The 26,423-nt window shown below is 70.4% G+C and carries 22 protein-coding genes and 1 riboswitch; of the genes, 6 read left to right on the forward strand and 16 right to left on the reverse strand.

Features of this window, described 5'->3' with window-relative positions:
* The 10 genes from murC to mraZ all read right to left on the reverse strand — a co-directional run.
* Window positions 1–1,308, reverse strand: a 1,308-nt coding sequence (gene murC, locus ACTHL4_RS08675; protein ID WP_440282352.1) for a UDP-N-acetylmuramate--L-alanine ligase, incomplete at its 3' end; no start/stop codon positions are given.
* Window positions 1,301–2,410 carry an undecaprenyldiphospho-muramoylpentapeptide beta-N-acetylglucosaminyltransferase gene (gene murG / locus ACTHL4_RS08680; RefSeq protein WP_440282353.1) on the reverse strand — a complete coding sequence of 370 codons (1,110 nt, stop codon included), beginning with the start codon at window positions 2,408–2,410 and terminating at the stop codon, window positions 1,301–1,303. The genes murC and murG, both read right to left, overlap by 8 nt.
* 175 nt (window positions 2,411–2,585) lie before the next feature.
* Window positions 2,586–3,827, reverse strand: coding sequence for a putative lipid II flippase FtsW (gene ftsW / locus ACTHL4_RS08685; RefSeq protein ID WP_440282354.1), 1,242 nt, complete (start codon window positions 3,825–3,827; stop codon window positions 2,586–2,588).
* Window positions 3,824–5,302 (reverse strand): UDP-N-acetylmuramoyl-L-alanine--D-glutamate ligase, encoded by a 1,479-nt coding sequence (gene murD / locus ACTHL4_RS08690; RefSeq protein ID WP_440282355.1) that lies wholly within the window; start codon window positions 5,300–5,302, stop codon window positions 3,824–3,826. Before murD ends, ftsW begins: the two co-directional genes overlap by 4 nt.
* Window positions 5,295–6,395 carry a phospho-N-acetylmuramoyl-pentapeptide-transferase gene (gene mraY / locus ACTHL4_RS08695; RefSeq protein WP_440282356.1) on the reverse strand — a complete coding sequence of 367 codons (1,101 nt, stop codon included), beginning with the start codon at window positions 6,393–6,395 and terminating at the stop codon, window positions 5,295–5,297. The genes murD and mraY overlap by 8 nt, the downstream gene beginning before the upstream one ends.
* 36 nt (window positions 6,396–6,431) lie before the next feature.
* Window positions 6,432–7,841, reverse strand: coding sequence for a UDP-N-acetylmuramoyl-tripeptide--D-alanyl-D-alanine ligase (locus tag ACTHL4_RS08700; protein WP_440282357.1), 1,410 nt, complete (start codon window positions 7,839–7,841; stop codon window positions 6,432–6,434).
* 7 nt (window positions 7,842–7,848) lie between these two features.
* The gene (locus tag ACTHL4_RS08705; protein WP_440282358.1) at window positions 7,849–9,819 is read right to left on the reverse strand and encodes a peptidoglycan D,D-transpeptidase FtsI family protein; all 1,971 of its coding nucleotides are present in this window, start codon (window positions 9,817–9,819) and stop codon (window positions 7,849–7,851) included.
* A gap of 78 nt (window positions 9,820–9,897) precedes the next feature.
* The gene (locus ACTHL4_RS08710) at window positions 9,898–10,638 is read right to left on the reverse strand and encodes a hypothetical protein (RefSeq protein ID WP_440282359.1); all 741 of its coding nucleotides are present in this window, start codon (window positions 10,636–10,638) and stop codon (window positions 9,898–9,900) included.
* A complete protein-coding gene (gene rsmH / locus ACTHL4_RS08715; RefSeq protein WP_440282360.1) occupies window positions 10,635–11,684 on the reverse strand; it encodes a 16S rRNA (cytosine(1402)-N(4))-methyltransferase RsmH in 1,050 nt (349 codons plus the stop codon). Before rsmH ends, ACTHL4_RS08710 begins: the two co-directional genes overlap by 4 nt.
* 125 nt (window positions 11,685–11,809) lie before the next feature.
* Complete coding sequence (gene mraZ, locus ACTHL4_RS08720; RefSeq protein ID WP_440282361.1) at window positions 11,810–12,244, reverse strand: division/cell wall cluster transcriptional repressor MraZ; 435 nt, start codon at window positions 12,242–12,244, stop codon at window positions 11,810–11,812.
* A 460-nt stretch (window positions 12,245–12,704) separates the two neighbouring features.
* Between mraZ and ACTHL4_RS08725 the strand changes: the two genes are divergently transcribed.
* Genes ACTHL4_RS08725 through ACTHL4_RS08735 form a run of 3 tightly spaced genes read left to right on the forward strand, consistent with a single transcriptional unit; the run spans window position 12,705 to window position 17,298 of the window.
* Window positions 12,705–13,718 (forward strand): AAA family ATPase, encoded by a 1,014-nt coding sequence (locus ACTHL4_RS08725; protein WP_440282362.1) that lies wholly within the window; start codon window positions 12,705–12,707, stop codon window positions 13,716–13,718.
* On the forward strand, window positions 13,718–14,998 hold the full coding sequence (locus ACTHL4_RS08730; RefSeq protein WP_440282363.1) for a DUF58 domain-containing protein: 1,281 nt from the start codon (window positions 13,718–13,720) through the stop codon (window positions 14,996–14,998). Before ACTHL4_RS08725 ends, ACTHL4_RS08730 begins: the two co-directional genes overlap by 1 nt.
* On the forward strand, window positions 14,995–17,298 hold the full coding sequence (locus tag ACTHL4_RS08735; RefSeq protein WP_440282364.1) for a transglutaminase family protein: 2,304 nt from the start codon (window positions 14,995–14,997) through the stop codon (window positions 17,296–17,298). Before ACTHL4_RS08730 ends, ACTHL4_RS08735 begins: the two co-directional genes overlap by 4 nt.
* A 323-nt stretch (window positions 17,299–17,621) precedes the next feature.
* Here ACTHL4_RS08735 and ACTHL4_RS08740 read toward each other — a convergent pair whose 3' ends face one another.
* The 6 genes from ACTHL4_RS08740 to ACTHL4_RS08765 all read right to left on the reverse strand — a co-directional run bounded on the left by ACTHL4_RS08740 (window position 17,622) and on the right by ACTHL4_RS08765 (window position 23,671).
* Window positions 17,622–19,160 (reverse strand): RNA polymerase sigma factor, encoded by a 1,539-nt coding sequence (locus tag ACTHL4_RS08740; RefSeq protein ID WP_440282365.1) that lies wholly within the window; start codon window positions 19,158–19,160, stop codon window positions 17,622–17,624.
* Between the two features lie 238 nt (window positions 19,161–19,398).
* Window positions 19,399–19,779, reverse strand: coding sequence for a universal stress protein (locus ACTHL4_RS08745; protein ID WP_440282366.1), 381 nt, complete (start codon window positions 19,777–19,779; stop codon window positions 19,399–19,401).
* 117 nt (window positions 19,780–19,896) lie between these two features.
* Complete coding sequence (metX, locus tag ACTHL4_RS08750; protein ID WP_440282367.1) at window positions 19,897–21,096, reverse strand: homoserine O-acetyltransferase MetX; 1,200 nt, start codon at window positions 21,094–21,096, stop codon at window positions 19,897–19,899.
* Window positions 21,097–21,132: 36 nt separating this feature from the next.
* Window positions 21,133–21,270, reverse strand: a riboswitch (SAM riboswitch).
* A gap of 192 nt (window positions 21,271–21,462) precedes the next feature.
* Complete coding sequence (locus ACTHL4_RS08755) at window positions 21,463–22,488, reverse strand: DUF4192 domain-containing protein (protein ID WP_440282368.1); 1,026 nt, start codon at window positions 22,486–22,488, stop codon at window positions 21,463–21,465.
* Between the two features lie 95 nt (window positions 22,489–22,583).
* Entirely contained in the window at window positions 22,584–22,970 is a 387-nt protein-coding gene (locus ACTHL4_RS08760; RefSeq protein ID WP_440282369.1) for a YkvA family protein, read from the reverse strand.
* Window positions 22,971–22,972: 2 nt separating this feature from the next.
* Complete coding sequence (locus ACTHL4_RS08765; protein ID WP_440282370.1) at window positions 22,973–23,671, reverse strand: EcsC family protein; 699 nt, start codon at window positions 23,669–23,671, stop codon at window positions 22,973–22,975.
* 56 nt (window positions 23,672–23,727) lie between these two features.
* Between ACTHL4_RS08765 and ACTHL4_RS08770 the strand changes: the two genes are divergently transcribed.
* The 3 genes from ACTHL4_RS08770 to ACTHL4_RS08780 are packed head-to-tail and all read left to right on the forward strand — an operon-like array spanning window position 23,728 to window position 26,375.
* Window positions 23,728–24,624 carry a sulfurtransferase gene (locus ACTHL4_RS08770; RefSeq protein WP_440282371.1) on the forward strand — a complete coding sequence of 299 codons (897 nt, stop codon included), beginning with the start codon at window positions 23,728–23,730 and terminating at the stop codon, window positions 24,622–24,624.
* A complete protein-coding gene (locus tag ACTHL4_RS08775; protein ID WP_440282372.1) occupies window positions 24,621–25,052 on the forward strand; it encodes a SufE family protein in 432 nt (143 codons plus the stop codon). The genes ACTHL4_RS08770 and ACTHL4_RS08775 overlap by 4 nt, the downstream gene beginning before the upstream one ends.
* A 57-nt stretch (window positions 25,053–25,109) precedes the next feature.
* A complete protein-coding gene (locus ACTHL4_RS08780; protein ID WP_440282373.1) occupies window positions 25,110–26,375 on the forward strand; it encodes a hypothetical protein in 1,266 nt (421 codons plus the stop codon).
* The last annotated feature ends 48 nt before the right edge of the window (window positions 26,376–26,423 follow it).

A 26,423-nucleotide genomic window follows, 5' to 3' on the forward strand; every position in this document is an offset into this window, starting at 1 on the left:
GGCGTAGCCGCCCTGCGCCCCGGTCACGTGGGCGGCGACCCGGTGACCGGTCACTCCGGGCACCGGCGCCTCACGCGCCGGGTAGACGTCGAGCACGACGGCGACGTCGGCCGACGACAACGCGGCCGCCAGACCCGCTGCGGCGTGCTGCGTCCGGGAGAACAGGTGCGGCTGGAACACCGCGATCAGCCGCCCACCGTCACGCAGTCCCAGCCCGGCCCGCACCGCGGCGTCGAGCTTGTCGGGGTTGTGCGCGTAGTCGTCGATGACGCGCACTCCCCCGGCCTCGCCCCGAGGCTCCAGCCGGCGGGCCGATCCGGTGAATTCGCCGAGGCCTGCGGCGACCTGCTCCAGCGGCAATCCGAATCCTTCGGTGAGCGCCAGCGCGACTCCGGTGGCGTTCTGCAGGTTGTGCCCGCCGGGAACCTTCAGCCGCAACGGAACCCGGCCTCCGGCAGCGGGCAGCAACGCCCCGCTCCAGTCGAAGCCGGTCCCCGACTCATCGGCCAGCCTCAGGTCTGCGTCGGCGGTCCGACCGTAGGTCACCACCCGCCGGCCCAGCTCACGATGCCGGGCCGCCAGTGCGGCAGCACCCGGATCGTCGGCACACGCGACGAGCAGTCCGCTGTCGCGGATGGTGTCGACGAACTCGGCATACGCCGCCTGCAAGCGCTCGGAGGTGCCGTAGAAATCCAGGTGGTCATCCCGGACGCTGGTCACGATCGCCACCCGCGGGTGGTAGACGACGAACGACCCGTCGCTCTCGTCGGCTTCGACGACGAACGAATCCCCTTGTCCGACGGCAGAATTGGCACCGATGCCGGCGATCGGCGCGCCGATGGCGAACGACGGATCGGCGCCGACCGCACGCAGCGCGACAGTGGCCATCGCGCTGGTGGTCGTCTTGCCGTTGGCGCCGGCCACCGCGAGCGCGGCGCGGCCCGCCATCAGCACACCGAGCGCCTGGGCACGGTGCAGCACCCGCCGGCCACGGGCACGAAGCGCCGCCAACTCGGGGTTGTCCTCCGCGATGGCCGACGACACCACCACGACGGCGTCTTGCGGCACGCGGCCCGCACTCTCGGCGGTCTGACCGATCCACACCTCGGCACCCGCGGCGCGCAACTGCTCCAGCACGGGGCTGTCACCCCGGTCGGACCCGGACACCCGCACGCCGGCGGCCAGTAGTAGGCGCGCGACACCCGACATACCCGATCCGCCGATCGCGATCAGGTGCGCGGCGGGGATGTCCGCCAATGCCGGGAGCGGCGCGGCGAAGTCGAAGCGGTGGTTGGTCCCATCACCCATGCGCGGCGGCCCCTTCGATCATGTCTACGAAGCGCTCGTCGGCGTCGCCGTGACCCTGGGCACGGGCTGCGTCCGCCATCGCCTCGAGTCGCGTCGAGTCCTTGGCCAGCGGGATCACTTGCTGCGCAACGTAATCGGCGGTGAAGTCGTCGTTGTCGACGAGCAACGCTCCTCCGGCGTCCACCACATCGGCGGCGTTCAGACGCTGCTCGCCGTTGCCGACCGGCAACGGCACGAAGATCGCCGGCAACCCGATGGTGGATGTCTCGCACACCATGTTGCCGCCGGACCGGGTGACGACCAGGTCGGCGGCCGCGTAGGCCAGGTCCATCCGGTCGGCATACGGCAGCACCACGTAGGCAGCCTCATCCGGTCCACCGGCGGGGACGGGGACCTCCTTGCCCTTGCCGGTGACGTGCAGCACCTGCACGCCGGCGGACCGGAAGGCGGCTGCAGCTGCCGCGACCGGCTCGTTGATCCGGACGGCGCCACTGGATCCGCCGGTGACCAGCAGCGTCGGCAGGTCGTCACGCAGCCCGAACGTGGCCAGCGCCTCCGGGCGCAGCGCGGCCCGGTCGAGGGTGGTGATCTCACGGCGCAACGGCATCCCGACCACCTGCGCATGCGGCAGTTTGGTGACCGAGAAGGCCGTGGCGACATACGGACTGAAACGCGAACCCAGTTTGGTCGCGAGCCCGGCCAGCGCATTGCCGTCGTGGACCACGATCGGCACATGCAGCTTCCGGGCGGCCAGGAATGCCGGCGGGCTGACGTAGCCGCCGAAGCCGACGACCACCTGCGCACCGACCTCCCGGATGATCGCGGCGGCGTCGCGCTGCGCCCGGCGGAACGCGACCGGGAAACGCACCGCCGCAGCGTTCGGTCGGCGCGGGAAGGGCACTTTGTCGATGAGCCGCAGGTCGTAACCGCGCTCCGGCACCAGCGTCTCCTCCAACCCGCCGTGCGAGCCCAGCACGGTGATCCGCACCTCGGGGTGGCGACGACGCAGCGCGTCCGCGGTCGCCAGCAGCGGCGACACGTGGCCGGCGGTGCCACCACCGGCGAGCAGGGCGGACTTCAAACGGGGAGAAGGCTGACTCATGATCCTCGTGCCTGAAAAAGTGACGACAGTTGCGAGTTGCTCGCCGGTTCGCGGTGCCTGCGGCGAGTAAGTGACGACAGTTGCGAGTCACTCGCCGGTTCGCGGCGTATCCGGCGAGTAAGTGACGACAGTAGCGAGTTGTCCGGACGCCTCGGAGGGCGGGCGGATCACCCGCTCAGCGGCGGCCTCGCGGCAGCACCGCCAGCGTGCGCGTCACCGCGCCGGGCCGGGCGGCCAGCGCCGCCTTGCAGGTCGGCTCGTTGCGGGCGAACGAGATCAGGATGCCGAGCGCGAGAAGCGTCGTGACCAGCGCCGAGCCACCGGAGGAGACCAGCGGCAGCGGCACACCGATGATCGGCAGCAGCCCGGTGACCGAGCCGATGTTGATCATCGCCTGCACCAGGATCCAGGTCATCACACCGGCGGTGGCCAGCCGGACGAAGAAGTCCTTGCTGGTCACGATCAGCCGGTAACATGCATAGCCGAGGGCGACATACAGCGCGACGACGGCCAGCGTGCCGGGCAGCCCGAGTTCCTCACCGATGATCGCGAAGATGAAGTCGTTGTGCGCCTCCGGCAGCCACGACCACTTCTCCCGGCTCGCGCCGAGGCCGACACCCCACCAGCCGCCGTCGGCCATGGCGTAGAGGCCGTGCACCTTCTGGTAACAGCCCTGGGTGTGCGCGTTGATGCAGGTGCCCAGCCAGGCGTCCAACCGGCCCGTGCGGTTGCTGTTGGTCGCCACGAACGCCGCGACGACGGCTGCCGCGAAGGCCCCGACGACGGCGAACAGGCGCATCCGCACACCGGCGACGAACAGGATCGCGCCGACGATCGCGCCCAGCACCATCGTGGTGCCGAGGTCGTGGCCGAGCAGCACCAGACCGAGCAGCAGCGCCGCCATCGGGAAGAGCGGGATCACCACGTGCCGCCACTCCCCGAGCACCTTGCGCTTGCGGGTCAGGATCATCGCCGAGACCAGGATGACGGCGATCTTGCCGGCCTCGGACGGTTGCAGGGTGAAGCTGCCCAGGCCGATCCAGTTGCGGTTGCCCTGCACGGTGCGCCCGATCGGCGAGAACACCGCCAGCTGCAGCAGCACCGCACCGGTGAACGCCGGCAGCGCCAGCCACTTCCAGATGCGGACCGGCACCCGGGTGGCGATCACCGCGACGACGACACCGATCGCGGCATACATCGCCTGGTTCTTGAAGACGGTGTATGACGAGCCGCTCGCCTGGTAGGAGGTCACGCTGGAGGCCGACAGCACCATCACCAGGCCGAACAGCAGCAGCATCCCGGTGGAACCGAGCAACAGGTAGTAGGGCGCGACCGGCGACTCCAGCCGGCGCATCAGGCTCTTGGGCTGGAACCGGGACAGGTCGAACGGCTGCGAGGAGGAACTCGTGGAGGTCACAGCAGATCCCGCACCGCAGCGGCGAAGGCGTCACCGCGGGCCCCGTAGTTGTCGAACATGTCCATCGACGCCGCCGCGGGCGCCAGCAGCACCACGTCACCGGGCCGGGCGAGCGATTGCGCAGCGCGGACTACCTGGGCCATGGCCCCAGTGTCCGCGCTCGCGACGTCGACCACCGGGACATCGGGCGCGTGTCGGCGCAATGCGTCCGCGAGCCGGGCCCGGTCCCGGCCGAGCAGCACGACACCGCGCAGCCGGGGCGCCGCCGCCCGCACCAGCGCGTCGACGTCGGCACCCTTCAGCAACCCGCCGGCGATCCAGACGATGTCGTCGTAGGCGGTCACCGAGGCCAGCGCGGCGTCGGTATTGGTCGCCTTGGAGTCGTCGATGTAGAGCACGTCGTCGACCCGGCCGACACCCTGCGCCCGGTGCGGTTGCGGACGGTAGGCGCGCAGGCCGTCCCGGACCGCCGCGGGCGCGACGCCGAACGAACGCGCCAGCGCGGCCGCGGCCAGCGCGTCGGCGACGTAGTGCGGCGCGGGCGGCACGCCGTCGACGGTCAGGTCCTCCAGGGTGGCCAGCTCGGCGGCGCTGGTGCGGCGGTCCTCGATGAACGCCCGGTCGGCCAGCACGTCGTCGACCACGCCGACCATGGAGATCGCCGGTGTGCCGGTGGTGAAGCCGATGGCGCGGCAGCCCTCGACGACGTCGGCGTCCATCAGCAGTTGCTCGGTCGTGGGGTCCTGCGCGTTGTAGACGGCGGCCACCTGGGTCCGCTCGAAGACCCGGCCCTTGACGCGCCGGTACTCGTCATACGAACCGTGCCAGTCGAGGTGGTCGGGCGTGACGTTCAGCAAGCACGAGGCGTATGGCGACAGGCTCGCCGACCAGTGGATCTGGAAGCTGGAGAGTTCGACCGCGAGCACCTGGAACGGCTCGGGGTGCAGCACCGCCTCCAGGATCGGGGTGCCGACGTTCCCGGCGGCCGTGGCGCGCAGGCCGGCGGCCTGCAGGATCGACTCCAGCATGGTGACCGCGGTGGTCTTGCCGTTGGTGCCGGTGATGGTCAGCCAGGGCGCGGCGCCCTCGGCGGGGCGCATCCGCCAGGCCAGCTCGACCTCCCCCCACACCGGGATGCCGGCGTCGGCGGCGGCGACGAGGAAGGGATGGGCGGGCGGGACCCCCGGTGAGGTGACGACCAGCTGGGTGCCCTCGGGCGGGGCAGCCGGCACGTCGTCGCCGAAGAGCACGGTGACCCCGAGGACCTCCAGGATCTGCGCCCGCTTGTCCATCGTGCCGCCCGAGTCGCGGCTGACCACGGTGACGACGGCGTCACGCTGCATCAGCGCGTCCGCGGCGGCGAAGCCGGAGACGCCCAGGCCGACCACGACGACCCGCAGACCCGCCCAGTCGGCGTCCCGGTGCGTCAGTGCACGCCGGCCGCCATCCGGCTCGTCGGACCCGCCGTCAGACACCGCCGACGATCCATTCGGCGTAGAAGATGCCGAGGCCGGCGGCGACGCACAGGCCGCAGATGATCCAGAACCGGATCGTCACGGTGATCTGCTCCCAGCCGAGCAGTTCGAAGTGGTGGTGGATGGGCGTCATCCGGAACAGCCGCTTGCCGACGCCGCCGTTGCTGCTCTTGGTCAGCTTGAAGTAGCCGACCTGCAGGATGACCGACATCGTCTCCAGCACGAAGAGGCCGCCGAGGATGATCACCAGCAGTTCGGTGCGGGTGGTGATCGCCAGGCCGGCGAGCGCGCCGCCGAGGCCGAGCGACCCGGTGTCGCCCATGAAGATCTTGGCCGGTGAGGCGTTCCACCACAGGAAGCCGAAGCAGGCGCCCATGACGCACGCGGACACCACGGCCAGGTCGAGCGGGTCACGCACGTCGTAGCACTTGGAGGAGGTGACGAACTGGCAGTTCTGGTTGAACTGCCAGACGCTGATCAGCACGTAGGCGCCGAACACCATCACCGAGGCGCCGGTCGCCTGGCCGTCCAGCCCGTCGGTGAGGTTCACCCCGTTGCTCGTGCCGGCAATCATCAGGTTGGCCCAGATGACGAAGAGGATGACGCCCAGCACCGTGCCGCCGGCGGCCAGATTGACCCAGGTGTCCCGCACGAACGAGATGTGGTAGCTGGCCGGGGTGATGCCGCCGCGGGAGAACTTGGTGGCCAGGATCGCGAAGATGACCGCCACGACCGTCTGACCGACGAGCTTCTCCGCCGACCGCAGCCCCAGGGAACGCTGGTGCGAGATCTTCAGCCAGTCGTCGAGCCAGCCGACGAAGCCCAGGCCGACCATCAGGAAGAGCACCAGCATGCCCGATGCCGTGGGCGCGTCCCAGGTGAGCAGATGCGCCAGCGCATAGCCGAGCACCGAACCGGCGATGATGACCGTGCCGCCCATCTGGGGCGTTCCGCGCTTGGTGTGGTGACTGGTCGGTCCGTCGTCGCGGACGAACTGGCCCCAGCCCTTGCGGACCGCCAGCTTGATGAACGCCCGGGTGCCGAGCAGCCCGATGACGAGCGCGACGAGCGCTCCGATGAGTACGAGTTTCACCGGAGCCGACCTCCGGGGACGGGCGCGTTTCGGGGCCTACGCATGCGTCGGTCCATGTTCTTGGAGGTACCCACCTTGCTCGACAGTGATCCGGTCCCCGAGGTATCGCAGGCCGGAATCACGACTTGACTTGAAGAGTATGACGTCTGACGGCGCCAAGAGTTGCATCACGATCCGGTGCGCTTCCTCCACGTCGGCGGCGAGACGGACCGAGACCCCGGCCTCCCGCGCGGCGGCCGCAATGGGCTCGGCTCCCCCGCCGACGGCCACCACGACACCGACGCCGAGCCGGGCCGCGGTGGCTCCCACGTCGTGGTGTGCCTGCCGGCTGGTGTCGCCGAGCTCACGCATCTCGCCGAGGACGGCGATGGTGCGCCTGCCGTGCCCCATCCGCTGCAGCGCGCCCAGCGCCGCGCTCATCGAGTCGGGGTTGGCGTTGTAGGCGTCGTTGATCAGCGTCACGCCGCTGGGCAGCTGGTGGACTTCCATCCGCCAGCGGCTGACCGGGCGGGCCCCCGCGAGCCCGGCGGCGATCTGCTCCGGCGCGTTGCCCAGCTCGCGCGCGGCGACCGCGACGGCCAGCGCGTTGCCGACCTGGTGCTCGCCGTGAAGGCCGAGCCGCACCGGCAGCGCCTCGACACCGTCCAGGCCGATGATCGTGAACGACGGCCGGTCCTGGTCGTCCAGCATGACGTCGGTGGCGCGCACCTGCGCGTCGTCGCCGCGGCCGACCGTCACGACGCGTGCGTCGGTGCGGGCCGCCATCGCGGCCACCCGGCGGTCGTCGGCGTTGAGCACCGCCAGGCCGGAGGCCGGCAGCGCTTCGACGAGCTCGCCCTTGGTCTGCGCGATCGCGTCGACGGAGCCGAACTCCCCCACGTGGGCAGTGCCCACGTTGAGCACGATGCCGATCGAGGGCGGTGCGATGCGGGTCAGGTAGGCGATGTTGCCGATGTTGGTGGCGCCCATCTCGGCGACCAGGAAGCGGGTCCCGGCCGTCACGCGGCACACGGTCAACGGCACGCCGACCTCGGAGTTGTAGGAGCCCACCGGTGCGATGGTCTCACCGGCCGGCGCCAGCACCTGTGCGAGCAGGTCCTTGGTGGAGGTCTTGCCGGAGCTGCCGGTGATGCCGATGATCCGCAGCTGCGGCGCCTTATCGACGACGGCGCGGGCCAGGTCGGCGAAGGCCTGCGGCACGTCGGCGACCACGACGGTGGGTATGCCGGGCAGCGGCCGCGAGCCCAGGACCCCGACGGCCCCGGCCGTCATGGCGGGGGCGGCGAAGTCGTGGCCGTCGGCGTGCTCGCCGACGCGGGCGACATACAGACTGCCCGGCAGTGCCTCGCGCGAGTCGGTGACCACGGGGCCGTCGACCAGCCGGTCCTCGCCGTGCAGCGTGCCGCCGGTGACCGTGGCGATGTTTTCGAGGGTGAACGCGATCATCTGTTTCTCAGGGTTTGCGGCTGCCCGCGGGCTCGTAGGTCAACGGGTAGGGCGAGGCCTGCTTGCCGGTGGGCGGCACGCCGCCCTTGGTCAGTGCGTAGCCCATGATCTTGGAGAAGACCGGGCCGGCCACGTCGCCGCCGAACTGGCTGCCCTTGGTCGGCCGCTGCAGCGTCACCGCGACGATGTAGCGGGGGTTCTTGGCCGGTGCGAAGCCGATGAACGACGCGGTCACGCCGTTGTAGCGCCCGAGCGCGGAGTCGTAGCGGTCGGCGGTGCCGGTCTTGCCGGCCACCGAGTAGCCGTCGACGCCCGCGGCCTTGGCCGTGCCTGTCTGGGAGACCACGCCCTCCATCATCTTGGTGAGCTGGTCTGCGGTCGACTTCGAGATGACCCGGGTGGGCTTGCGATCGTCCTGCGGCGCGGTGTAGTTGCCGTCGGTGCCGATGCCCTTGATCAGTGTGACCGGCTCCTTCACGCCACCGTTGGCGACGGTCGCGAACACCGACGCCTCCTGGACCGCGGTCGTCGCCAGACCCTGGCCGAACATCACCGTGAAGCGCTGGCTGGCGCTCCAGTTCTTGTAGGGCGCCAAGACGCCCTGCGACTCACCGGGGAAGCCGATGCCGGAGGTCTGGCCGAGGCCGAAGGCGCGCATGAAGTGGTAGAGGGTGCCCTTGTCGAGTTTGCTGCCCTCGATCATCGTGCCGATGTTGGACGACTGCGACAGCACACCGGCCAGGGTCAGGTGTTCGGTGCCGTGCTTCTCGGCGTCGTGGAAGGTCTCCCCGGCGCGGGTCAGGGTCGGCGGCACGACGACGTGGGTGGTCGGGGTGGACTTCCCGCGCTCGAGCAGCGCGGCCATGGTGATGACCTTGCTGGTCGAACCGGGCTCGTAGGCCTGGGTGAACGGCTTGGACTGCAGCTCGCCGGCCTGCGCCGCGGCGACGTTGTTGTTGTCGAAGCTGGGATAGCTGGCGACCGCCTTGAGGTTTTGCTGGGTGTCCATGACCACGACCTCACCGGACAGCGAACCGGACTGCTTGACCGCCTCGGCGATGGCGTTCTGGGAGTACCACTGCAGGTCGTTGTCGATGGTCAGCTGGACGTCCTTGCCGTCCACCGCCGGAGTGTCCTGGTTGTCGCCGGTGGCGATCACCGTGCCGTCGGGCGCCTGCTCGTAGACGTGCTTGCCGGGGGTGCCGTTGAGCGCCTTCTGCTCCATCTGCTCGACGCCGCCGCCGCCCTGACCGCTGCCGTTGACCCAGCCGAGCAACGGCGCCAGCGAGGTGCCCTGCGGGTAGTCGCGCTCGGTGCTGGCCTCGCTGTAGACGCCCGGTATGCCGAGCTGGGCGATCTGGCGCCACTGCTGCGGGGTGATGCCCTTGAGCAGGTAGGTGAAGCGCGACTTGCGTTTGGCGGCCTGTTGCATGGCGTCCAGGATCGGCTGTGGTTCGGCACCGATCGCGTCGGCGATGTCGATCGCGGCGCCGGCGAGACCGACCTCGACGACCTGGCCGTCGACCCGCTTCTTGTAGGTCACCGTCGCGGTCGGGTCGTCGGTCACGTTGACCCGGTCGAGGCTGGCCGCCAGCACCACGCCGTTCGCGCCGACGATCGAGCCGCGGGACGCGGGCAGCACCGAGGTGTTCAGCCGGGACGCGAGCACGTCACGCGACACGCTCTGCGCGTTGAAGCCCTGGATGCGCAACAGTTGGGCGCCGAAGAGGCTGAAGACGATCAGGGTCGCGACCATCAGCAGGCGGGCACGCCGCCGGGGGTGGCCGACGCCGAGCCCGACGGGACGACGCGGCCGCGCCGGTGGCGCGGTCGACGCCTTGGCCGCATGCGGGGTGTGGCTGCGTGCGGTGTGCTCCTCGGCGCGAGCCGGCCGTTGGCGCGCGCCGCTGCCGACGGTCCCGGCCGCGCGCTTCCCCGCGCCGCTCCTCGGGGTGGTGCGGGAGCTTCCCCCCGACACCCGAGCCGAACCACTGGGACGCGGCGGGCGCGCACCGGGGCGTCGGGACGTGGTCACTGTCTACCTCGCGAGGGTCGGCTACTTCGTGGACGAGCTGTGGGACGTGCCGGAGGACGGGGACGTGGCGGATGTGCCCGCTCCGGAAGCCGGCGCCGTGGACTGCTGGGATTGCGTGGATTGCGTGGATTTTGTTGACTTCGTTGACTTTTCGGACGTCTTGCCGCCCTTCGCCGCAGCGGCGGAGGTCGACTTCTCGGGCTTGGCCTTCTCCACCGTGAGGGTCTTGGGCTTGGACACCAGCAACCCTGCCGAGGCGGTGCTGACGGCCGTGCCCGCGGCCCGCGAAGCGGGTGTCGACGGCAGCGTGCCCACCGTAAACGTGGAGTCCTTGCCGGACCGTTTCGCCACGCCGAGCATCTTGCCATCGGCCTTGCGGACGTAGCGGATCTTGGCCGCCGGCGCCAGACCCATCTTCTGCGCGCGCAGCGCCAGTTGTTGCGGAGCCGACTGCGCGTCGATCTCGCTGGACAGCTGCTGCTGCTGGTCGGTCAGTGCCGCCGCCTTCGACTGCAGCTTGTCGATCGCGAACGACTCCTGCGCGCGGTTGGTGTTGAGCAACAGCAACGAGAGGAGCCCGAGGACCAGCAGCAGGACGCACAGCACGACGAACCCGACACCGGTGTGCTCTGCCGCATCCTTGGTCTCGACGACGCGCAGCCGGGGCGCGGCCGGCGCGGCGCTGCGTGCGCCACGCGAGGCAGGGCGAGCCGGTCGGGCGGCCCGTGTCGCAGGCCGTGGGAGGGCGGTCAGCTGGCTCATCTCGAGAGTCCCTTCATTCTGGACTGCTGGACCCCACGGTGTGTGGGGAGGATACGTTCGGCGGCGCGCAAGCGTGCGGACGCCGCGCGCGGGTTGGCGGATATTTCCTGCTCGGGGGGCTGCTCGGCGCCGCGGGTGAGCAGCTTCAGGTAGGGCGCGTGCTCGGGCAGCTCGACGGGCAGGTCCGGCGGTGCCGTGCTGGTGGCGCCGGCGGTGAGGTTGCGTTTGGTGATGCGGTCCTCCAGCGAGTGGTAGGAGAGCACCGCGATCCGTCCCCCCACGGCGAGGGCGTCGATCGCCTCCGGCAGCGCGGCCTCCCACGCGGCCAGTTCGCGGTTGACCTCGATGCGCAGGGCCTGGAAGGTGCGCTTGCCCGGGTGGCCGCCGGCGCGCTGGGACGCGGCCGGGATCACCCGTCGCAGCAGCTCCACCAGCCGGGCCGAGTCGGTGAACGGCGCGCGTTCGCGCTCGCGCACCACGGCGGCGGCGATCTTGCGGGCGAACCGCTCCTCGCCGTAGACGCGCAGGATGCGGGCGAGGTCGGCCGCGGAATAGCTGTTGAGCACGTCGGCGGCGGTCGGGCCGGTCGTCTGGTCCATCCGCATGTCCAGCGGTGCATCGACGCGGTAGGCGAAACCGCGGCCGGTCTCGTCCAGCTGCAGCGAGGACACACCCAGGTCGAAGAGTGCGCCGTCGATCGCGGTCACGCCGCGCTCGGCGAGCGCCTCGATCGCGTCGTCATACACGGCGTGCACGGGCTGGAAGCGGTCGCCGTATGACGCCAGCCGGTCCCCCGCCAGCCGGAGGGCGTCGGTGTCGCGGTCGACGCCGTAGACGGTCACGGTCGGGCAGGCCGACAGGATCGCCTCGGTGTGGCCGCCCATGCCGAGGGTGCCGTCCAGGAAGACGGCACCGGGGTGATCCAGCGCGGGTGCGAGCAGGGCGGTGATGCGGGCGGCGAGCACCGGCGTGTGCCGGTCGGCTGCGCCCCCTGCGGTCACACCCTGCTCCTTCTGCGCGGTCGTGTGCGTGGTGAATATCTGCATGGCGAAACCCGACGGGCCTTTCTGAGCCTTGGTCCCCAGCCGCTCGAACGGTCGGAGTCGGTGAGTCCGGCACCGGGGAAGGTGTGCCGGAATCGCCCGCCCGAGAAGCGGATGGAGGCCGAGGGTCAGAACAGCCCGCCAGGGATCACCTCCTCGCCCTGATCGGCGAAGTCGTCCTCGGTGGCAGCGAGGAAGTCGTTCCAGGCGGCGGTGTCCCACACCTCGACCCGGTTGCCGGTGCCGATGACGGTGCAGTCCTTGGACAGTCCGGCGTAGTCACGCAGCACCGCGGGGATGGTCACGCGGCCCTGCTTGTCGGGGATCTCGTCCGAGGCCGCGGACAGCAGCACGCGCTGGAAGTTGCGAACCGCTCGGTTGGTGACCGGGGTATTGCTCATCTGCGCGGTGAGCCGCTCGAAGTCAGCCATGGCGAACACGTAGAGACAGCGCTCCTGCCCCCGGGTGACGACCAGGCCGCCGGCGAGCTTCTCGCGGAATTTTGCCGGGAGCGCCAGTCGTCCCTTCTCGTCCAACCGAGGGGTGTACGTGCCGAGAAACATGCATCGCACCTCCTCCTCTGCCGCACGCGAAGAACCGCTCCTCACCAACTGGCCCCACTCTACTCCACTTCCCCCCACCTGTCGCCCCGATCGGTCGGCACCGCGCCGCATCCTGCGGTGTTCTCGCAGGTCAGCGGAGGTGAGGCGGGGTGGGGAGAAATCTCACGAGATCGGTCTCCTCGGACCCCGCGACGGTGCTCACCGGCTGGGAGTGCGCCGCGGATTCCGCGCGATTGCGCGTCGTCAGGCCGGCGAGCGCCATACGCCGCCGGAGGGTGGGGAGAAGTGGGGAGCCGGCCGCGAACGCCGGGTGGAACGCCGCCGGGACGACACCGGCGCGGCCGGCCGAGCAGGCGCGCGATCGGGCGGTGGCGCACGAGTAGAGTCGGACGCAACGATTGGATCGCGTCGTTGCCCGAATCAGGTCCAAGGGTGGGCGCCCATCAGGCAGGATCGAGTCATGTCCTCCACCACCGACACCGACTCCGTCACCCCGGAGACCGGCGCCGCCACCGCACAGACCACCACCATCGACGATGTCCGGCAGGTCGCGAACGACATCCACCGGGCGGTGTCCTCGGTGATCGAGGGCAAGTCGGAGGTCATCCAGACGGCGGTCGTCGTGCTGCTCGCCGGCGGTCACCTGCTGCTGGAGGACGTGCCGGGAGTCGGCAAGACCATGCTGGCCAAGGCCCTGGCGCGGTCGATCGACTCGCCGATGCGCCGCATCCAGTTCACCCCGGACCTGCTGCCCAGCGACGTCACGGGGGTGAGCGTGTTCAATCAGGACACCCGCACCTTCGAGTTCCGCCGCGGCGCCATCTTCGCCAACATCGTGGTCGGCGACGAGATCAACCGGGCCTCCCCCAAGACGCAGTCGGCGCTGCTGGAGTGCATGGAGGAGGGTCAGGTCACCGTCGACGGCGACACCTACCGGCTGCGCGCACCGTTCATGGTGATGGCCACCCAGAACCCCATCGAGATGGAGGGCACCTACCCGTTGCCGGAGGCGCAGCGTGACCGCTTCATGGCGCGCATCTCGATGGGCTATCCCACGCCGGGGGCGGAGCTGCAGATGCTCGACGTGCATGGCGGCCTATCGCCGCTGGAGCGGCTCACCCCGGTGGCCGACGGCGCGACCGTCGAGCGGATGGCGCGCCGGGTGGCGCAGGTGCACGCCAGCCCCGCCCTGCGGCAATACATCGTCGACATCTCCGCGGCCACCCGCGGCAGCAGTGCACTGCGGCTCGGCGCCTCGCCACGGGCGTCACTGCAACTGCTGCGCGCGGCTCGGGCAGCGGCCGCCCTCTCCGGGCGCGACCACGTCATACCCGAGGACGTGCAGCGACTCATCGAGCCGGTGCTCGCGCACCGAGTGATCCTGTCCAGCGACAACCAGCACCTGCATCGTGGTGTCGGCGGAGTGCTCGCCGAGATCGTGCGACGCGTGGCGGTGCCCTCCGGCGTGCGCTGATGGCGCGACCTCGGCGGCATACGTTCACCGGACTCGGCCGTGGGTTCCTCACCGCGGGCGTGGTACTCGCCGCGGCCGGACTCTTCCTCGGCTTCGAGGACATCGTCCGGGTGGGCGTGCTGCTGGTCGTGCTCGCGCTGTTGGCGCTGATCTTCGCCCGCCGCGTGGCACCGCGGATCGAGGTGCGCCGCACGGTCACGCCGCGGACCGCGGTGCCCGACGAACGCACCGAGGTGCGAGTGACGTTCACCAACGTCGACCAGCGCTCCAGCCGGCTCTACCTGGCCGAGGAACGCATCGACTACGTCCTCGGCGACCGGCCGCGGTTCGTCGTCGCCCGGCTGGAGCCGGGCGCGACGCGCGAGGTCTCGTATGTCGTGCGCAGCCACCTGCGCGGGCGGTACACGCTCGGCCCGGTGACCCTGGCGCAGCGCGATCCCTTCGGGCTGACCTACGTGACCGGGTCACTGGACAGCACCGACGAACTGCTGGTGCTGCCACGGGTGGTCCCGCTCGGCGCGTCGCACCCGCCCGGGTCGGGCGTGGGCAACGACGGGGAGACCCCGCAGATGGTGGCGTTGCACGGCGAGGAGGACGTCAGCATCCGCAACTACCACGACGGTGACGACCTGCGGAAGGTCCATTGGCCGGCGACCGCACACCGCGGCGAGCTGATGGTGCGCCAGGAGGACCGCCCCGCGCGGCGCTCGGCCCTGGTGCTGCTCGACCCACGGGAGTCGGCGCACGGCGGCACCGGTGCGGCCGGCTCGTTCGAATGGGCAGTGAGTGCCGTCGCCTCGATCCTGGTGCGCCTGGACGAGCTGGGCTACCGGACCCAGCTGGTGACGCGGGAGTCGCTGCAGGCGAGCCACACCGACCTGATCGAGCGGTCGACGCCCGAGATGATCGAGGATCTGGCGTCCGTGGCCCTGGGCACCGACCAGGACTTCACCCGGGTGCTGTCCGCCGGGCACGACCGGGTCACGACCGGAGGGCTGGTCGCCGCGATCGTCGCGGCCGGTGACGACGACACCGGCGCCGAACTGGCCGGGCTGCGCCAGCCGAACGCCGCCGCGCTCGGCTTCGTGCTCGACAGCGCCAGCTTCGCCGGCGCCCGCGACGCCGAAGCAGGCGACGGCCCGAGCGAGGCCGCGTTGCGGGTGCGCGATCAGCTCGCCGCCGCCGGGTGGCGGGTGGAGATCGTCGACGCGAAGCTGCCGATCCGGCAGGCATGGGCCACGGTCACCAACAAGGCCCTGGTGCAGGTGGGGTCCTTGTGATCGCCCGGGCGCGCTGGAGCGAGTCGGGGCTGGCGCTGCTGGGCTCGGTGGTCGCGCTGTGGCCCCTGACCACCTTGCTGGAGGGCGGTTCGTGGCTGTGGGCGCTGCTGGTGCTGTGTGCCTTCGTCGGGCTGGTCGGTGCGGGCATGCGCACCACGCGGGCCTCGGCGGGTGGGGTGCTGGCGGTGCAGGTGCTCGCGCTGGTCGCGGTGGTGCTGCTGCTCAACGTCCACGACCATCTGGACTCGACGCTGATCTCCGCCATACAGGATCTGGTGCAGGAGGCGCACGACACGGTGCGACAGTCGTCGGTGCCGGCCCCGGTCACCCCCGGGCTGTTGATGATGCTCGAGCTGATCGTGCCGGGGCTGGCGATCGGCACCGATTTCCTGGCGGTGACCGCACGGCAGCCGGCGCTGGCCGGCGTGCCGATGATGGTCATCTACATGCTGTCCACGTCCAACTCGGGCGCGGCGCTCAACCCGGTGTTCTTCATCCTGCTCGCGGTGGCCTGGCTGACGATGCTGGCGCACGGCAGCGGCGTGCTGGTCCGCAGCTGGTCGTCGGTGCGGGCGCGCGCGCTCACCCCGACCCTGCACGAGGACCAACTCGGCCTCACCGGTCTGGCGTCGGCGGCGCGCGCGCTCGGCATCGCCACGATCGCGTTGGCGCTGATCGTGCCGGTGTTCCTGCCGCATCCGGACCCGCACTACTTCGCGAAGGGGCTCGGTCGCGGTGGCAGTGGCGGCAGCGGAGTCGTGGCGTTCAGCACCACGGTCAATCTGGCCAAGGACCTGCGCAAGACCGACGGTTCGCCGGTCCTCACCTTCAAGACCACCGACCTGTCCCCGCCGCCGCTGCGGGTCACCGCGGGCGGCATTTACTCCGACGGCGAGTGGAAGGACTTCCCCGGGCCGAGCGGACTGATCATGGGCACCGATGGCAAGCCGCTGCCCCCGCCGGCCGGTGCGGCCCGCACGGACAGCGCGTATGTCGAGCATCTGCAGGTCACCGACAACACGATGACCGCGCCGAACGTGCCGGTGCCGTTCCCGATCGAGTCCGGCGACTTCGGGCAGACCAAGTGGGGCTACTCCCCGACCACCCAACAGCCGTATGTGACCCGGTCGGTGAAGTCCTACGAGTTGGACTACCGGATCCCGCAGCAGGACGCCTACCAGCCGGGACGCCGGATCGACCGGCAGCAGTTCGGTTCGACGCTGCAGGTCGACCCGAAGTCCGCGGCGCGGGTGCGAGCTCTGGCCGGGCGACTCGGCGGCAAGAATTCCTTCGACCAGGCCGTGCGGATCCAGGACTACCTGCGCTCGGGCGACTTCGTCTATTCCCTGACGCTCGCACCCACGCAACGGGTGGACGGCAAGAAGCTCGATCCGTTGTCCAATTTCCTGGTCACCAAGAAGGGCTACTGCACGCAGTTCGCGACGGCAATGATCATGCTGGCCCGGGCGGACGGCATACCCGCGCGGATGGCGCTGGGCTTCCTGCCCGGCAACCCGGCCGCGAACGACACCTACACGGTGATGCAGTCCAGTGCACACGCCTGGCCGGAGCTGTATCTGCCCGGTATGGGCTGGACGCGCTTCGAACCCACGCCCGGTGACCGCACCGGCGCGCCGCCGAGCTACACGACCGCGGTCACCGGCCCGGCCGGCGGTGGCCATGCCCCGTCGGCGAAGTCCACGGCACCGAAGTCGTCCTCGGCGGCGCCGTCCTCGTCGTCCGCGGCCCCTTCGAGGTCGACGGCTGCGCGGACCGCCGCGGGCGGTCAACACATCGACTGGTGGGGCAATCTGGTGATCGCCCTGCTCGTGCTGGCGGTCGGCCTACTGGGTGCCCTCGTGCTCCCCCTGCTCGCCCGTCGGCAGCGCGAATCGATCAGTGCGCGGCTGCGCGAGCACCGGCCGGTCGAGGCGCAGTGGCAGGTGTTGCAGAGCCGGCTCGGCGATCTGGGCATCCCGCCACCGCAGGAGGAGCGGTCCCCGCGCGCGACCGAGCGCTACTACCGCTCCCGCGCCGCCTTGCCCCCGGCCGGGCTGGAGGCACTGCACTCGGCGATGTCGACCCTCGAGCAGGAGCGGTATGCCGCCCCGGGCACCTCACCCAGCACGATCGACCGGCAGTCCCGGCTCATCCTGGACGGGGTGCGCCGGCAACAGTCGTGGCCCCAGCGCATCGCCGCCGCGGTGCTGCCGGCGTCCGGCCGGGCGGTCTTCCGGCGTGGTGTCGCGCGGATCGCCCGCGGGCCGGCGCGCCTGTTCGGCATACACCGGCGCCGCTGAGCGGTCGCGGGCGTCGGACCGGCACCCAAACCAGCGACCGTTGCCGGTTATGCACGCATTTCCGGCCGATTCGGCCCCGAAGCAGCGACCGTTGCTGGTTAGTCACGCATTTCCGGCCACGCCGGCACCCAAACCAGCGACCGTTGCTGGTGAGTCACGCATTTCCGGCCGATCCGCCCCCGAAGCAGCGACCGTTGCCGGTTAGTCACGCATTTCCGGCCACGCCGGCAGCTGCGGAGACGACGACCAGCACGCAGAACGGCCCCGGACGAACTTGTTCGCCGGGGCCGTTCTGCGTGCTGCGAGGAGTCGCAGCAGAAGATTCAGTCCAGGTAGTCGCGCAGCACCTGGGAGCGCGACGGGTGCCGCAGCTTGCTCATCGTCTTGGACTCGATCTGCCGGATCCGTTCCCGGGTGACGCCGTAGACCTTGCCGATCTCGTCGAGCGTCTTGGGCTGGCCGTCGGTCAGGCCGAAACGCATCGACACGACGCCGGCCTCACGCTCGGAGAGGGTGTCCAGGACGGAGTGCAACTGCTCCTGCAGCAGGGTGAAACTGACTGCGTCGGCGGGCACCACGGCCTCGGAGTCCTCGATCAGGTCGCCGAACTCACTGTCGCCGTCCTCGCCGAGCGGGGTGTGCAGCGAGATGGGCTCGCGGCCGTACTTCTGCACCTCGACGACCTTCTCCGGGGTCATGTCGAGCTCCTTGGCGAGCTCCTCCGGAGTGGGTTCGCGCCCGAGGTCCTGCAGCATCTGCCGCTGCACCCGGGCCAGCTTGTTGATGACCTCGACCATGTGCACCGGGATGCGGATGGTGCGCGCCTGGTCGGCCATCGCGCGGGTGATGGCCTGTCGGATCCACCAGGTCGCGTACGTCGAGAACTTGTAGCCCTTGGTGTAGTCGAACTTCTCGACCGCACGGATCAGGCCGAGGTTGCCTTCCTGGATGAGGTCGAGGAAGAGCATGCCGCGACCGGTGTAGCGCTTGGCGAGCGAGACCACGAGGCGCAGGTTGGCCTCGAGCAGGTGATTCTTGGCCTTCTTGCCGTCCTGCGCGATCCACCACAGCTCGCGCTTGAGCTTCATCTCGATCTTCTCGCCGGCGTTGAGCTTCTCCTCGGCGAACAGGCCGGCCTCGATGCGCTTGGCGAGCTCGACCTCTTGCTCCGCGTTGAGCAGAGCGACCTTGCCGATCTGCTTCAGGTAGTCCTTAACCGGGTCGGCCGTTGCACCGGCGGTGACGACTTGCTGGGCCGGTGCGTCGTCCTCGTCGTCCTGGCGGATGACGAACGCGTCGGACTCCTCCGCCTCGTCGTCCTTGAGGTCCTTGGCGTCCGGCGCCTCGTCCTCGGCGACGTCGAGGTCGTCGGTCTTCTTGCGCGCCGCGGACCGCTTGGCGGTGGTCTTCTTCGCGGCGGCCTTCTTGGCCGGCTTCGCGTCATCCATCGCGTCGTCCGGTGCATCGCTCTCGAGCGCGTCGGTGTCGACGTCGTCGGCGCTCTTCTTGGCGGCCGTCTTCTTGGCGGCGGCCTTCTTCGCCGGCTTCGGGTCGTCGCCCTTGGCGGCCGTGGTCTTCTTGGCAGCGCTCTTGGCGGCCTTCTGGCTGGTGCTGCGACGGGTGGTGGTGGTCGCCACGGCACGAGCGGCGGTCTCGGAGTCGAGCGTGACGGCGATGCCGTGCTCATCCAGCGCACGCAGCACGGTCTTCATCCGCTGCGGCGCGATCTCACTGGCCTCCAGGGCATCCTTCAGCTGCGAGCTGTCGATCGAGCCGTTCGCCTGTCCGACTGCCATCAGCTGCTGCAGCGCCGGGTGCGCGAACTCCGCCGGCAATGCCGGCGCTCCGGGGGTCTTCGCCACTGGGTCCACCAACTACCTTCCGAAACTGTCGGTCAGCCGTGCACGGGCACTGGATGCACGGACGCAGGTGCACGGACACCACTACGTTGCCGTCCGGGGTTGACGGCTGACCGAGGTTGGGGTTTCGAAGCGACCGTCACACCGGCTGGTCCGGCTCGGTCACGAGCGCTTCCACACCATTATAAAACGATTCGGGGCGTGGAACATTCCATCGGCCCCTTTCCGGGGCTCGGTCCGCTCACTCGGCGGGCTTGACCGCCAGCACCGGGCAGGCAGCATCCAGCAGGATGCGCTGGGCGTTCGCGCCCAGGATCAGCTTGCCGACCGGCGACCGGCGCCGGAGCCCGATCACCAACAGATCGGCGGACTCCTCCTCCGCGATGCGCAGGAGTTCCTCCGTGGCATCCTCGCCGGGACCGACGGTGCGCACCTCGTAACTGACGTCCTGGTCGGCCAACTCGGCCAGCTGCGCGCGAGCGTCCGGGGTCTGGTCCTGCCCCTCGCTGTGCGCCGAGTCCAGCACCACCAAGGGGGTATGGCGCACGGCCGCTTCCGCGGCTGCTCGGCGCAGCGCCGCGGCGCCTTCCCTGGTCGGTACGTACCCCACCACGACAGCCACTGCGCGATCACCTCTTCCCATCGGGTCGCTCACGTCTCGGACGTACCGACGACGCTACCGGACCGATCCGCCGGCGGGGCGAGCAGCCTGGTGGCCAAGCTCACATCCGGCCGGCGCTCAACCGGCGACGGGCACGCGGACCTGCTCGCGCCGTGCATCGGCCACGGCCTCGGAGACGATCGCCGCGATCTGATCGGTCTCGATGAGGAACCCGTCGTGCCCGTGCCGTGAACGCATCAGCCGGACCCGTCCGCGGCCGTGTGCGGCCACGATCTGCTCGGACAACTCCACCGGGAAGAGCCGGTCGGAGTCGACGGCGGCGACACGCAACAGTCCCGGGTAGCCGCCGAGCACCTCCGCCAGGCTGCCGCGCCCGCGGGTGACGTCATGGGTCGCCATCGCCGCGGTGAGCTGCACGTAGGCGCCGGCGTCGAAGCGGGCGACGAGTTTGCCGGCCTGGTGGTCCAGGTAGCTCTCCACTGCGAACCGGCCGCCGTCCAGCGGGTCCTCCTGATCCTGTGGCCGCGTGCCGAACCGGGTGTTGAACTCGTCGGCGCTGCGGTAGGTCGCGTGGGCGATCCGGCGAGCGATACCCAGCCCGTCACTCGGTATGACGCCCGTGCCGTAGTAGTCGCCACCGGCGTACCCGGGGTCGGAGGTGATGGCCAACGTCTGTGCCTGACCCCACGCGATCTGGTCCCCGGTGGCCTGTGCAGCGCTGGCGATGACCAGCGCAGCACGGGTGCGCTGCGGATGACCGGCGGCCCACTCGATGGTGCGCATGCCGCCCATCGACCCGCCGAGCACCAGGAACCAGTCGGCGATGCCGAGCGCGTCGGCGACCGCCGCCTCGATCATCACCTGGTCGCGCACGGTGGTGCGCGGGAAGCGCGATCCCCACGCCCTGCCGTCCGGGGCGGGCGAACCCGGCCCGGTGGTGCCGCGGCACCCGCCGAGCACGTTGACGGCGACGACATACAGCTCGTCGGTGTCCAACGGCCGTCCGGAGCCGATCAGGCCGGGCCACCAGCCCGCCGTCGGCTGCCCGGGGCCGGGCTCCCCCACGACGTGCGAGTCACCGGTCAATGCGTGTTCGACCAGCACGGCGTTGTCGGCACGGGAGGACAGTCGCCCCCAGGTCTGGAAGGTGACGACCACCTCGGGCAGCACGGCACCGCTCTCCAACGGCACGTCGGTGAGGCGGATCGCGCGGGCGTCGGGGTTGGCATCCGGCGGCGGTGCGCACCACTGCACCGGTGACCCGGTGCGTAATGGCGTGCGTGAGGTCTGCGTCGTCGCCGTCCGTATGGCGCTCATCCGGCCCACTCCTTGCGTGCCCCTTGGGGCTCGCCGGCCCCGCGCTTGCCGACCGCCGTGCACGGTCGACCCTGTCTTCACCCGGGGCACCCCACCGCGGTGGAGGGTTGCCGCCCAGCCAGCCGGGGCTGTGTTCGTGGCCGCGAAGGTCAGCGAACGCTGGGACTCATGACGGATACAACGGTAGCAAAACCGTCTGGGCGGGACGAAGCCGTCGCCCGCGCATCTCACGGGTCGGGCGTTCCACCCAGGACCCGCGACATAGCGACCCGAGAGAATCGGGCTCCCGCGCAGTATTCGGAGGAGCTGGCGGGGAAGAAACGTCGTGGGGTGCCGGAGCGGGGGAGGAATTTCGTGGGGGTGATCTTAGGCAGGCCGTTGCTGAGCTGGTGTCGGGCGCAGCCCGGCCTGCAGCGCCGCGTCGAACAACTGGGCCAGCCGGCAGTCGGGCTCGACCTGCAGCGCGCGGTCGACAGCGAAGGACGCGAGCACCCCGTTGCCGGTGACCCATCGGATGGCGGCGGCGAGCAGCAGCACCGGGACACTCCACGACTGCGGGATGCACCCGACCCACTCCTCCAGTCGCTCGGCGACGCGGTCCACCGGATCGTCGAACGGATCGAGCTCACGCAACCAGAGCGGCGGCAGGCCGAGGTGGTGCGGATCGACCGGCGCTTCGGCCTCGACCAGCTCCGCCGGCAGGAACTGCGGCATCAGCCAGGACAGCACCTGGTCGCGGACCACGATCGCGGCCACGGCCGTGGTGGCGTCGGCCAGCACGTCGACCGGGAGCTGATGCACGGGCGTCTGTTGCTCGAGCAGCACACGCGGCAGCACCTCGGCGCTGTGCACCTCGGCCGGCTCGCCGAGCCGATGCCCGACCGCTGCGGCCACCAATGGATGGCGCACGTCGAAGCGGTGCGCGAGGTCGGCACGGTCGGCGGCCGGGGTCACGCCGCGCTGCACCTGCTCGGCCACCGGTGCGACGCGGGTGGCCGGCGGGACCGGCGACCATGTGCACGGGCAGCGGTGACACGAGCATCGCTCGGCGCGCCAGGTCGCAGCCTCGCCCCGCACATGTGCGACGTGCGACAGCTCTGCGCCGGCTGCGCGCAGCAGGTCGCCCAACTCCTGCAGGAACAGCTGGTCGGCGGCCCCGGACGCGTCGTAACAGAGCACGACCAGCTCGTCCGGATCGTGCCTGCCGAACGTGGTGGCGATGTGCTTCGCGAACGCCACGGCGTCGCAGCTGTCCGGTCGGTCGAACCGCGCCGTGAGGACCGTGCGCCGGTCGCGCAGGCCGATCACGACGAGGCAGTCCCGGGGCAGGAATCCGAGTTGGTAGGGCAGGTAGGCGATGAGCTCGCCGATGCCGTGCAGGCTGGATGTCATACGGCGAGCCTGTGGCCGCGCACCAGGGTCGCGGACGGTCGATCACCGCGGGTGTGGATGCGTGACCGGGCCGGAGGGGGATGTGGACCGCCCGGTCAGGACAGGCGCTCACCCGGGATCGTGTCGCCGCGCCGGCGTTCCCACGCCAGGAACCGGTCGGTGTCCTCCACCAGGGCCTTGGCCAGCCAGGCCAGCACGACGGCGTCATCGGCGAGTCCCACGACACCGACGAGCGCTTCGGGCAGCAGATCGATCGGCGAGACGACGTACGCGGCGGCCGCCGCCAGCAGGCCGAGATGACCGGCACTCACGCCCGTGTACTCGCCGCGTGCGACGGCCTTCGTCATCCGCGGCAAGGACGCGACTCGCACCGAGATGGAGGGACCGCCCGGCTCGGTGACCTCCTGCAGTGCGTCGGAGATCCGGCGCATCGCCGACCAGCGGACGCCGGCCAGGCCGGACACCTTGGGCAGCCGCGGCACGCTCAGCTCCGCCCGGCCGGCAGGGCGCGGCCGGTGGGCGGGAACTCCCGCCTGGCGACCTTGGCGATGCGGTGCAAGAGGAACACGTCCAGGCCGGCGCCGATCACACCACCGGCCACCGGGATGCCCTTGCCCAGCTTGGTCAGCAGCTTGTCACCGAGTTGGCCGACCAGCCGGAAACCGACCGCCTTGTTGACGACCATCACCGCGGGCGGTGGCAGCTGGTTGGCCGCCAGGTTCGCCAGCCGGCCGGTGCTCACGACACCGGCCTTCTTGAGCAGGTCGTCGGCGTCGCCGCCCACCAGGGTCAGGAGTATGGCGGTGCGGGTGCCCTGGTCGTGCAGGTCGTACCCGCGCAGGTCGGCGATGGCTGCCACCATGCGGGTGTTGATCAGGTAGAAGCCGACCAGGTTCACCGGTAGGGCGACGGCCATTGTGACGAATCCGCCGAGGCTGGTGACGAATCCGGCACTGGCCGCGAGCTTGCGGTGCTGGGACACGACGTGGTCGATGGCTCGGTCCACGTCGGCCGGGTAGTCGCGCCGGGCGGCCTCGGCGACCTCGTGCGCGCTGTCGAAGCCGGCCTTCCCGTCGATACCGACCGTGATCAGCTTCTGCGACAGGCTCAGCGCCGTGCTGCCCAACGGACCGTTGTCGAGCGGGACGGGCTGCTTGCTCTTCTTCTTGCTGCTGCCGAACATGCGCCCATCCTGCCAGCCGTGTCGGGACGCCATACCGGAGCGCGTAACGTGGCGTTATGCCTTACCCCACAGACTCGAGTCCCGAGCTCGCCGAATACGCCCACCCGGAGCGCCTGGTCACCACCGGCTGGCTGGCCGAGCAGCTTGCCGGCGACCACCCCGACCTGGTCGTCCTGGAGTCCGACGAGGATGTGCTGCTCTACGACACCGGCCACATCCCGGGCAGTTTCAAACTGGACTGGCACACCGATCTCAACGACCCCGTGACCCGTGACTTCGTCGACGGAGCCGGCTTCGCCAAGGTGATGTCGGAGCGCGGCATCGGCCGCGACACGACCGTGGTCATCTACGGCGACAAGTCGAACTGGTGGGCGGCATACGCCCTGTGGGTGATGACGCTCTTCGGTCACCAGGATGTCCGGCTGCTCGACGGCGGCCGGTCGGCGTGGCTGGCCGAGGACCGGGAGATGACCCGCGAGGTGCCGACGGCCCGAACCGCCGACTACCCGGTCGTGGAACGCGCGGATGCGCCGGTGCGCGCCTTCAAGGAGGACGTGCTGGCCGAGCTGGAGCGGGGCACGGCGATGGTCGACGTGCGCTCCCCCGGCGAATTCAGCGGCGAGCTGCTGCACATGCCCGATTACCCGCAGGAGGGTTCACTGCGCGGCGGCCACATCCCGGGCGCACGGTCGGTGCCGTGGTCGAAGGCGGCGCGCGAGGACGGTCGCTTCAAGAGTCGCGCGGACCTCGAAGCGCTCTCCCAGGACGAGCAGCGACTCGACCCCGGCGAGGACGTGGTGGTCTACTGCCGCATCGGCGAGCGCTCCTCGCACACCTGGTTCGTGCTGACCCACCTGCTGGGCTTCGGCACCGTGCGCAACTACGACGGTTCCTGGACCGAGTGGGGCAACGCGGTGCGGGTGCCGGTCGAGCAGGGCGGACCCGCGGCGTGAGCGACCTGCCCGCGCCGCTGGCCGAACTGATCGACGACTTCGGTTCGGTCGGCCCGAAGGACCGGCTGCAGCTGCTGCTGGAGCTGAGCGAGGAGTTGCCCGAACTGCCCGCCCGGTATGCCGACCACCCCGACCAGCTCGAGCAGGTCCACGAGTGTCAGACACCGTTGTTCCTTGCCGTCGAGGTGACCGACGGTGATGTGCACCTGTTCTTCAACGCACCCAAGGAGGCACCGACCACGCGCGGTTTCGCGGGCATCCTGCATGCGGGTCTGGACGGCCAGTCGGCACAGGCGGTGCTCGACGTGCCGGACGATGTCCCGTTCAAGTTCGGACTCGCCGAGGCGGTTTCTCCGCTGCGGATGCGCGGAATGGTCGCCATGCTCTCTAGGATCAAACGGCAGACCCGGACGCTGCTGTCGGACTGATCCGCCGGCGCGTGCGCTCAGGACCCTTCGACATCGACATGCGTTAGGTTGCGCCATATGAACTCCCTGGGCAATAAGAAGTTGCTTGCCGTGCCCGCGGTCGTCGCGGTGATCGGGCTCGTGCTGCTGATCATCGGGCTGCTGAGCGGCTCCACCGTCAAACTCACCCAGTTCAGCAACGGCAGCAACCTGTCGATGAGCGGTGGGTTCTCGGTCTACAGCCCGCAGTCGGCGGACCGCACCGCGACCGTGTGCAAGGTCGACTCGACGACGATGGGCCGCCCCACCAAGGACTTCTCGGTGACCGCCGACGGCACCAAGTACTACGAGATCGCGCGCAGCTCGCAGGACAAGGGCACCGTCACCTGCACCGGCAACACCGGCAACCTGTATGCCGGCAAGCGTGCCGACACCATCGGCGGCGGTTTCCAGACCATCGGCATCGTGCTCGGTGGCATCCTGCTCGCCCTGGGCATCATCGGGCTGATCGTGGTGTTCCTGCTCGGCCGCAGGAAGGGCACGTCGGGCGGGCCGGGCAGCGCCACCCCGCAGGGCGGTTACGGACAGCAGCCGTACGGTCAGCAGGGTGTCTACGGCCAGCAGCCGTTCGGACAGCAAGGTGCCTACGGACAGCAGGGTTACGGCCAGCAGCAGGGCTACGCGCAGCAGGGCCTTCACCAGCCGGCTTACGGCCAGCAGGGTGGCTATCAGCCACCGCAGCAGCCGGGTTACGGCCAGCAGCCGCAGCACGGACAGCAGTCCTCTCCCTATGGGCAGCAGCAGAGCAACCCGTCGCCGTACGGCCAGCAGTCGGCGGCCCCGCACCAGTCGCCCTACGGTGAGGCGCCGTACGGTCAGCCGCAACAGCCGAGCGCGCCGTCGCCGTACGAGCGCCACGCACAGCCGGGCGGCCAGCAGGACTTCAACAACGCGCCGACGCAGGGTGTCTCCTCGGACCAGGTGCAACAGGGGACCGCGCAGTGGCAGGCCGGGCGCGGCCAGGCCTCGACGCCGGCATACGAACAGCCCGGTTACCAGCACCCCGCACCGAGCGCCCAGCCTGGCTACGGCTCGGCGGATCGCTCCGAGGAGCCGACCCAGGCGATCTCCGGGTTGCCGATGTCCGGCGGTGATGCCTCGTCGCCCACCGGCGACCAGGGCGGCCCGACCGGCGATATCCACGAGCAGGCCACCACGGCGGTGCCTGCCGTGGATCCCCAGGCCGAGCACCAGAACCCGTGGGCCCTGCAGCAGCAACAGCAGCAGCAGCAGCAGAACCAGAACGAGCGGCCCTCCGGGGACGGGAACGATCAACAGCACTGACCCCCGCCGGCACGAACGCCGCAGGCCCCCGCACCAGCCAGGTGCGGG

The sequence above is a fragment of the Flexivirga sp. genome, assembly GCF_051955415.1.
Lineage (GTDB): Bacteria > Actinomycetota > Actinomycetes > Actinomycetales > Dermatophilaceae > Flexivirga.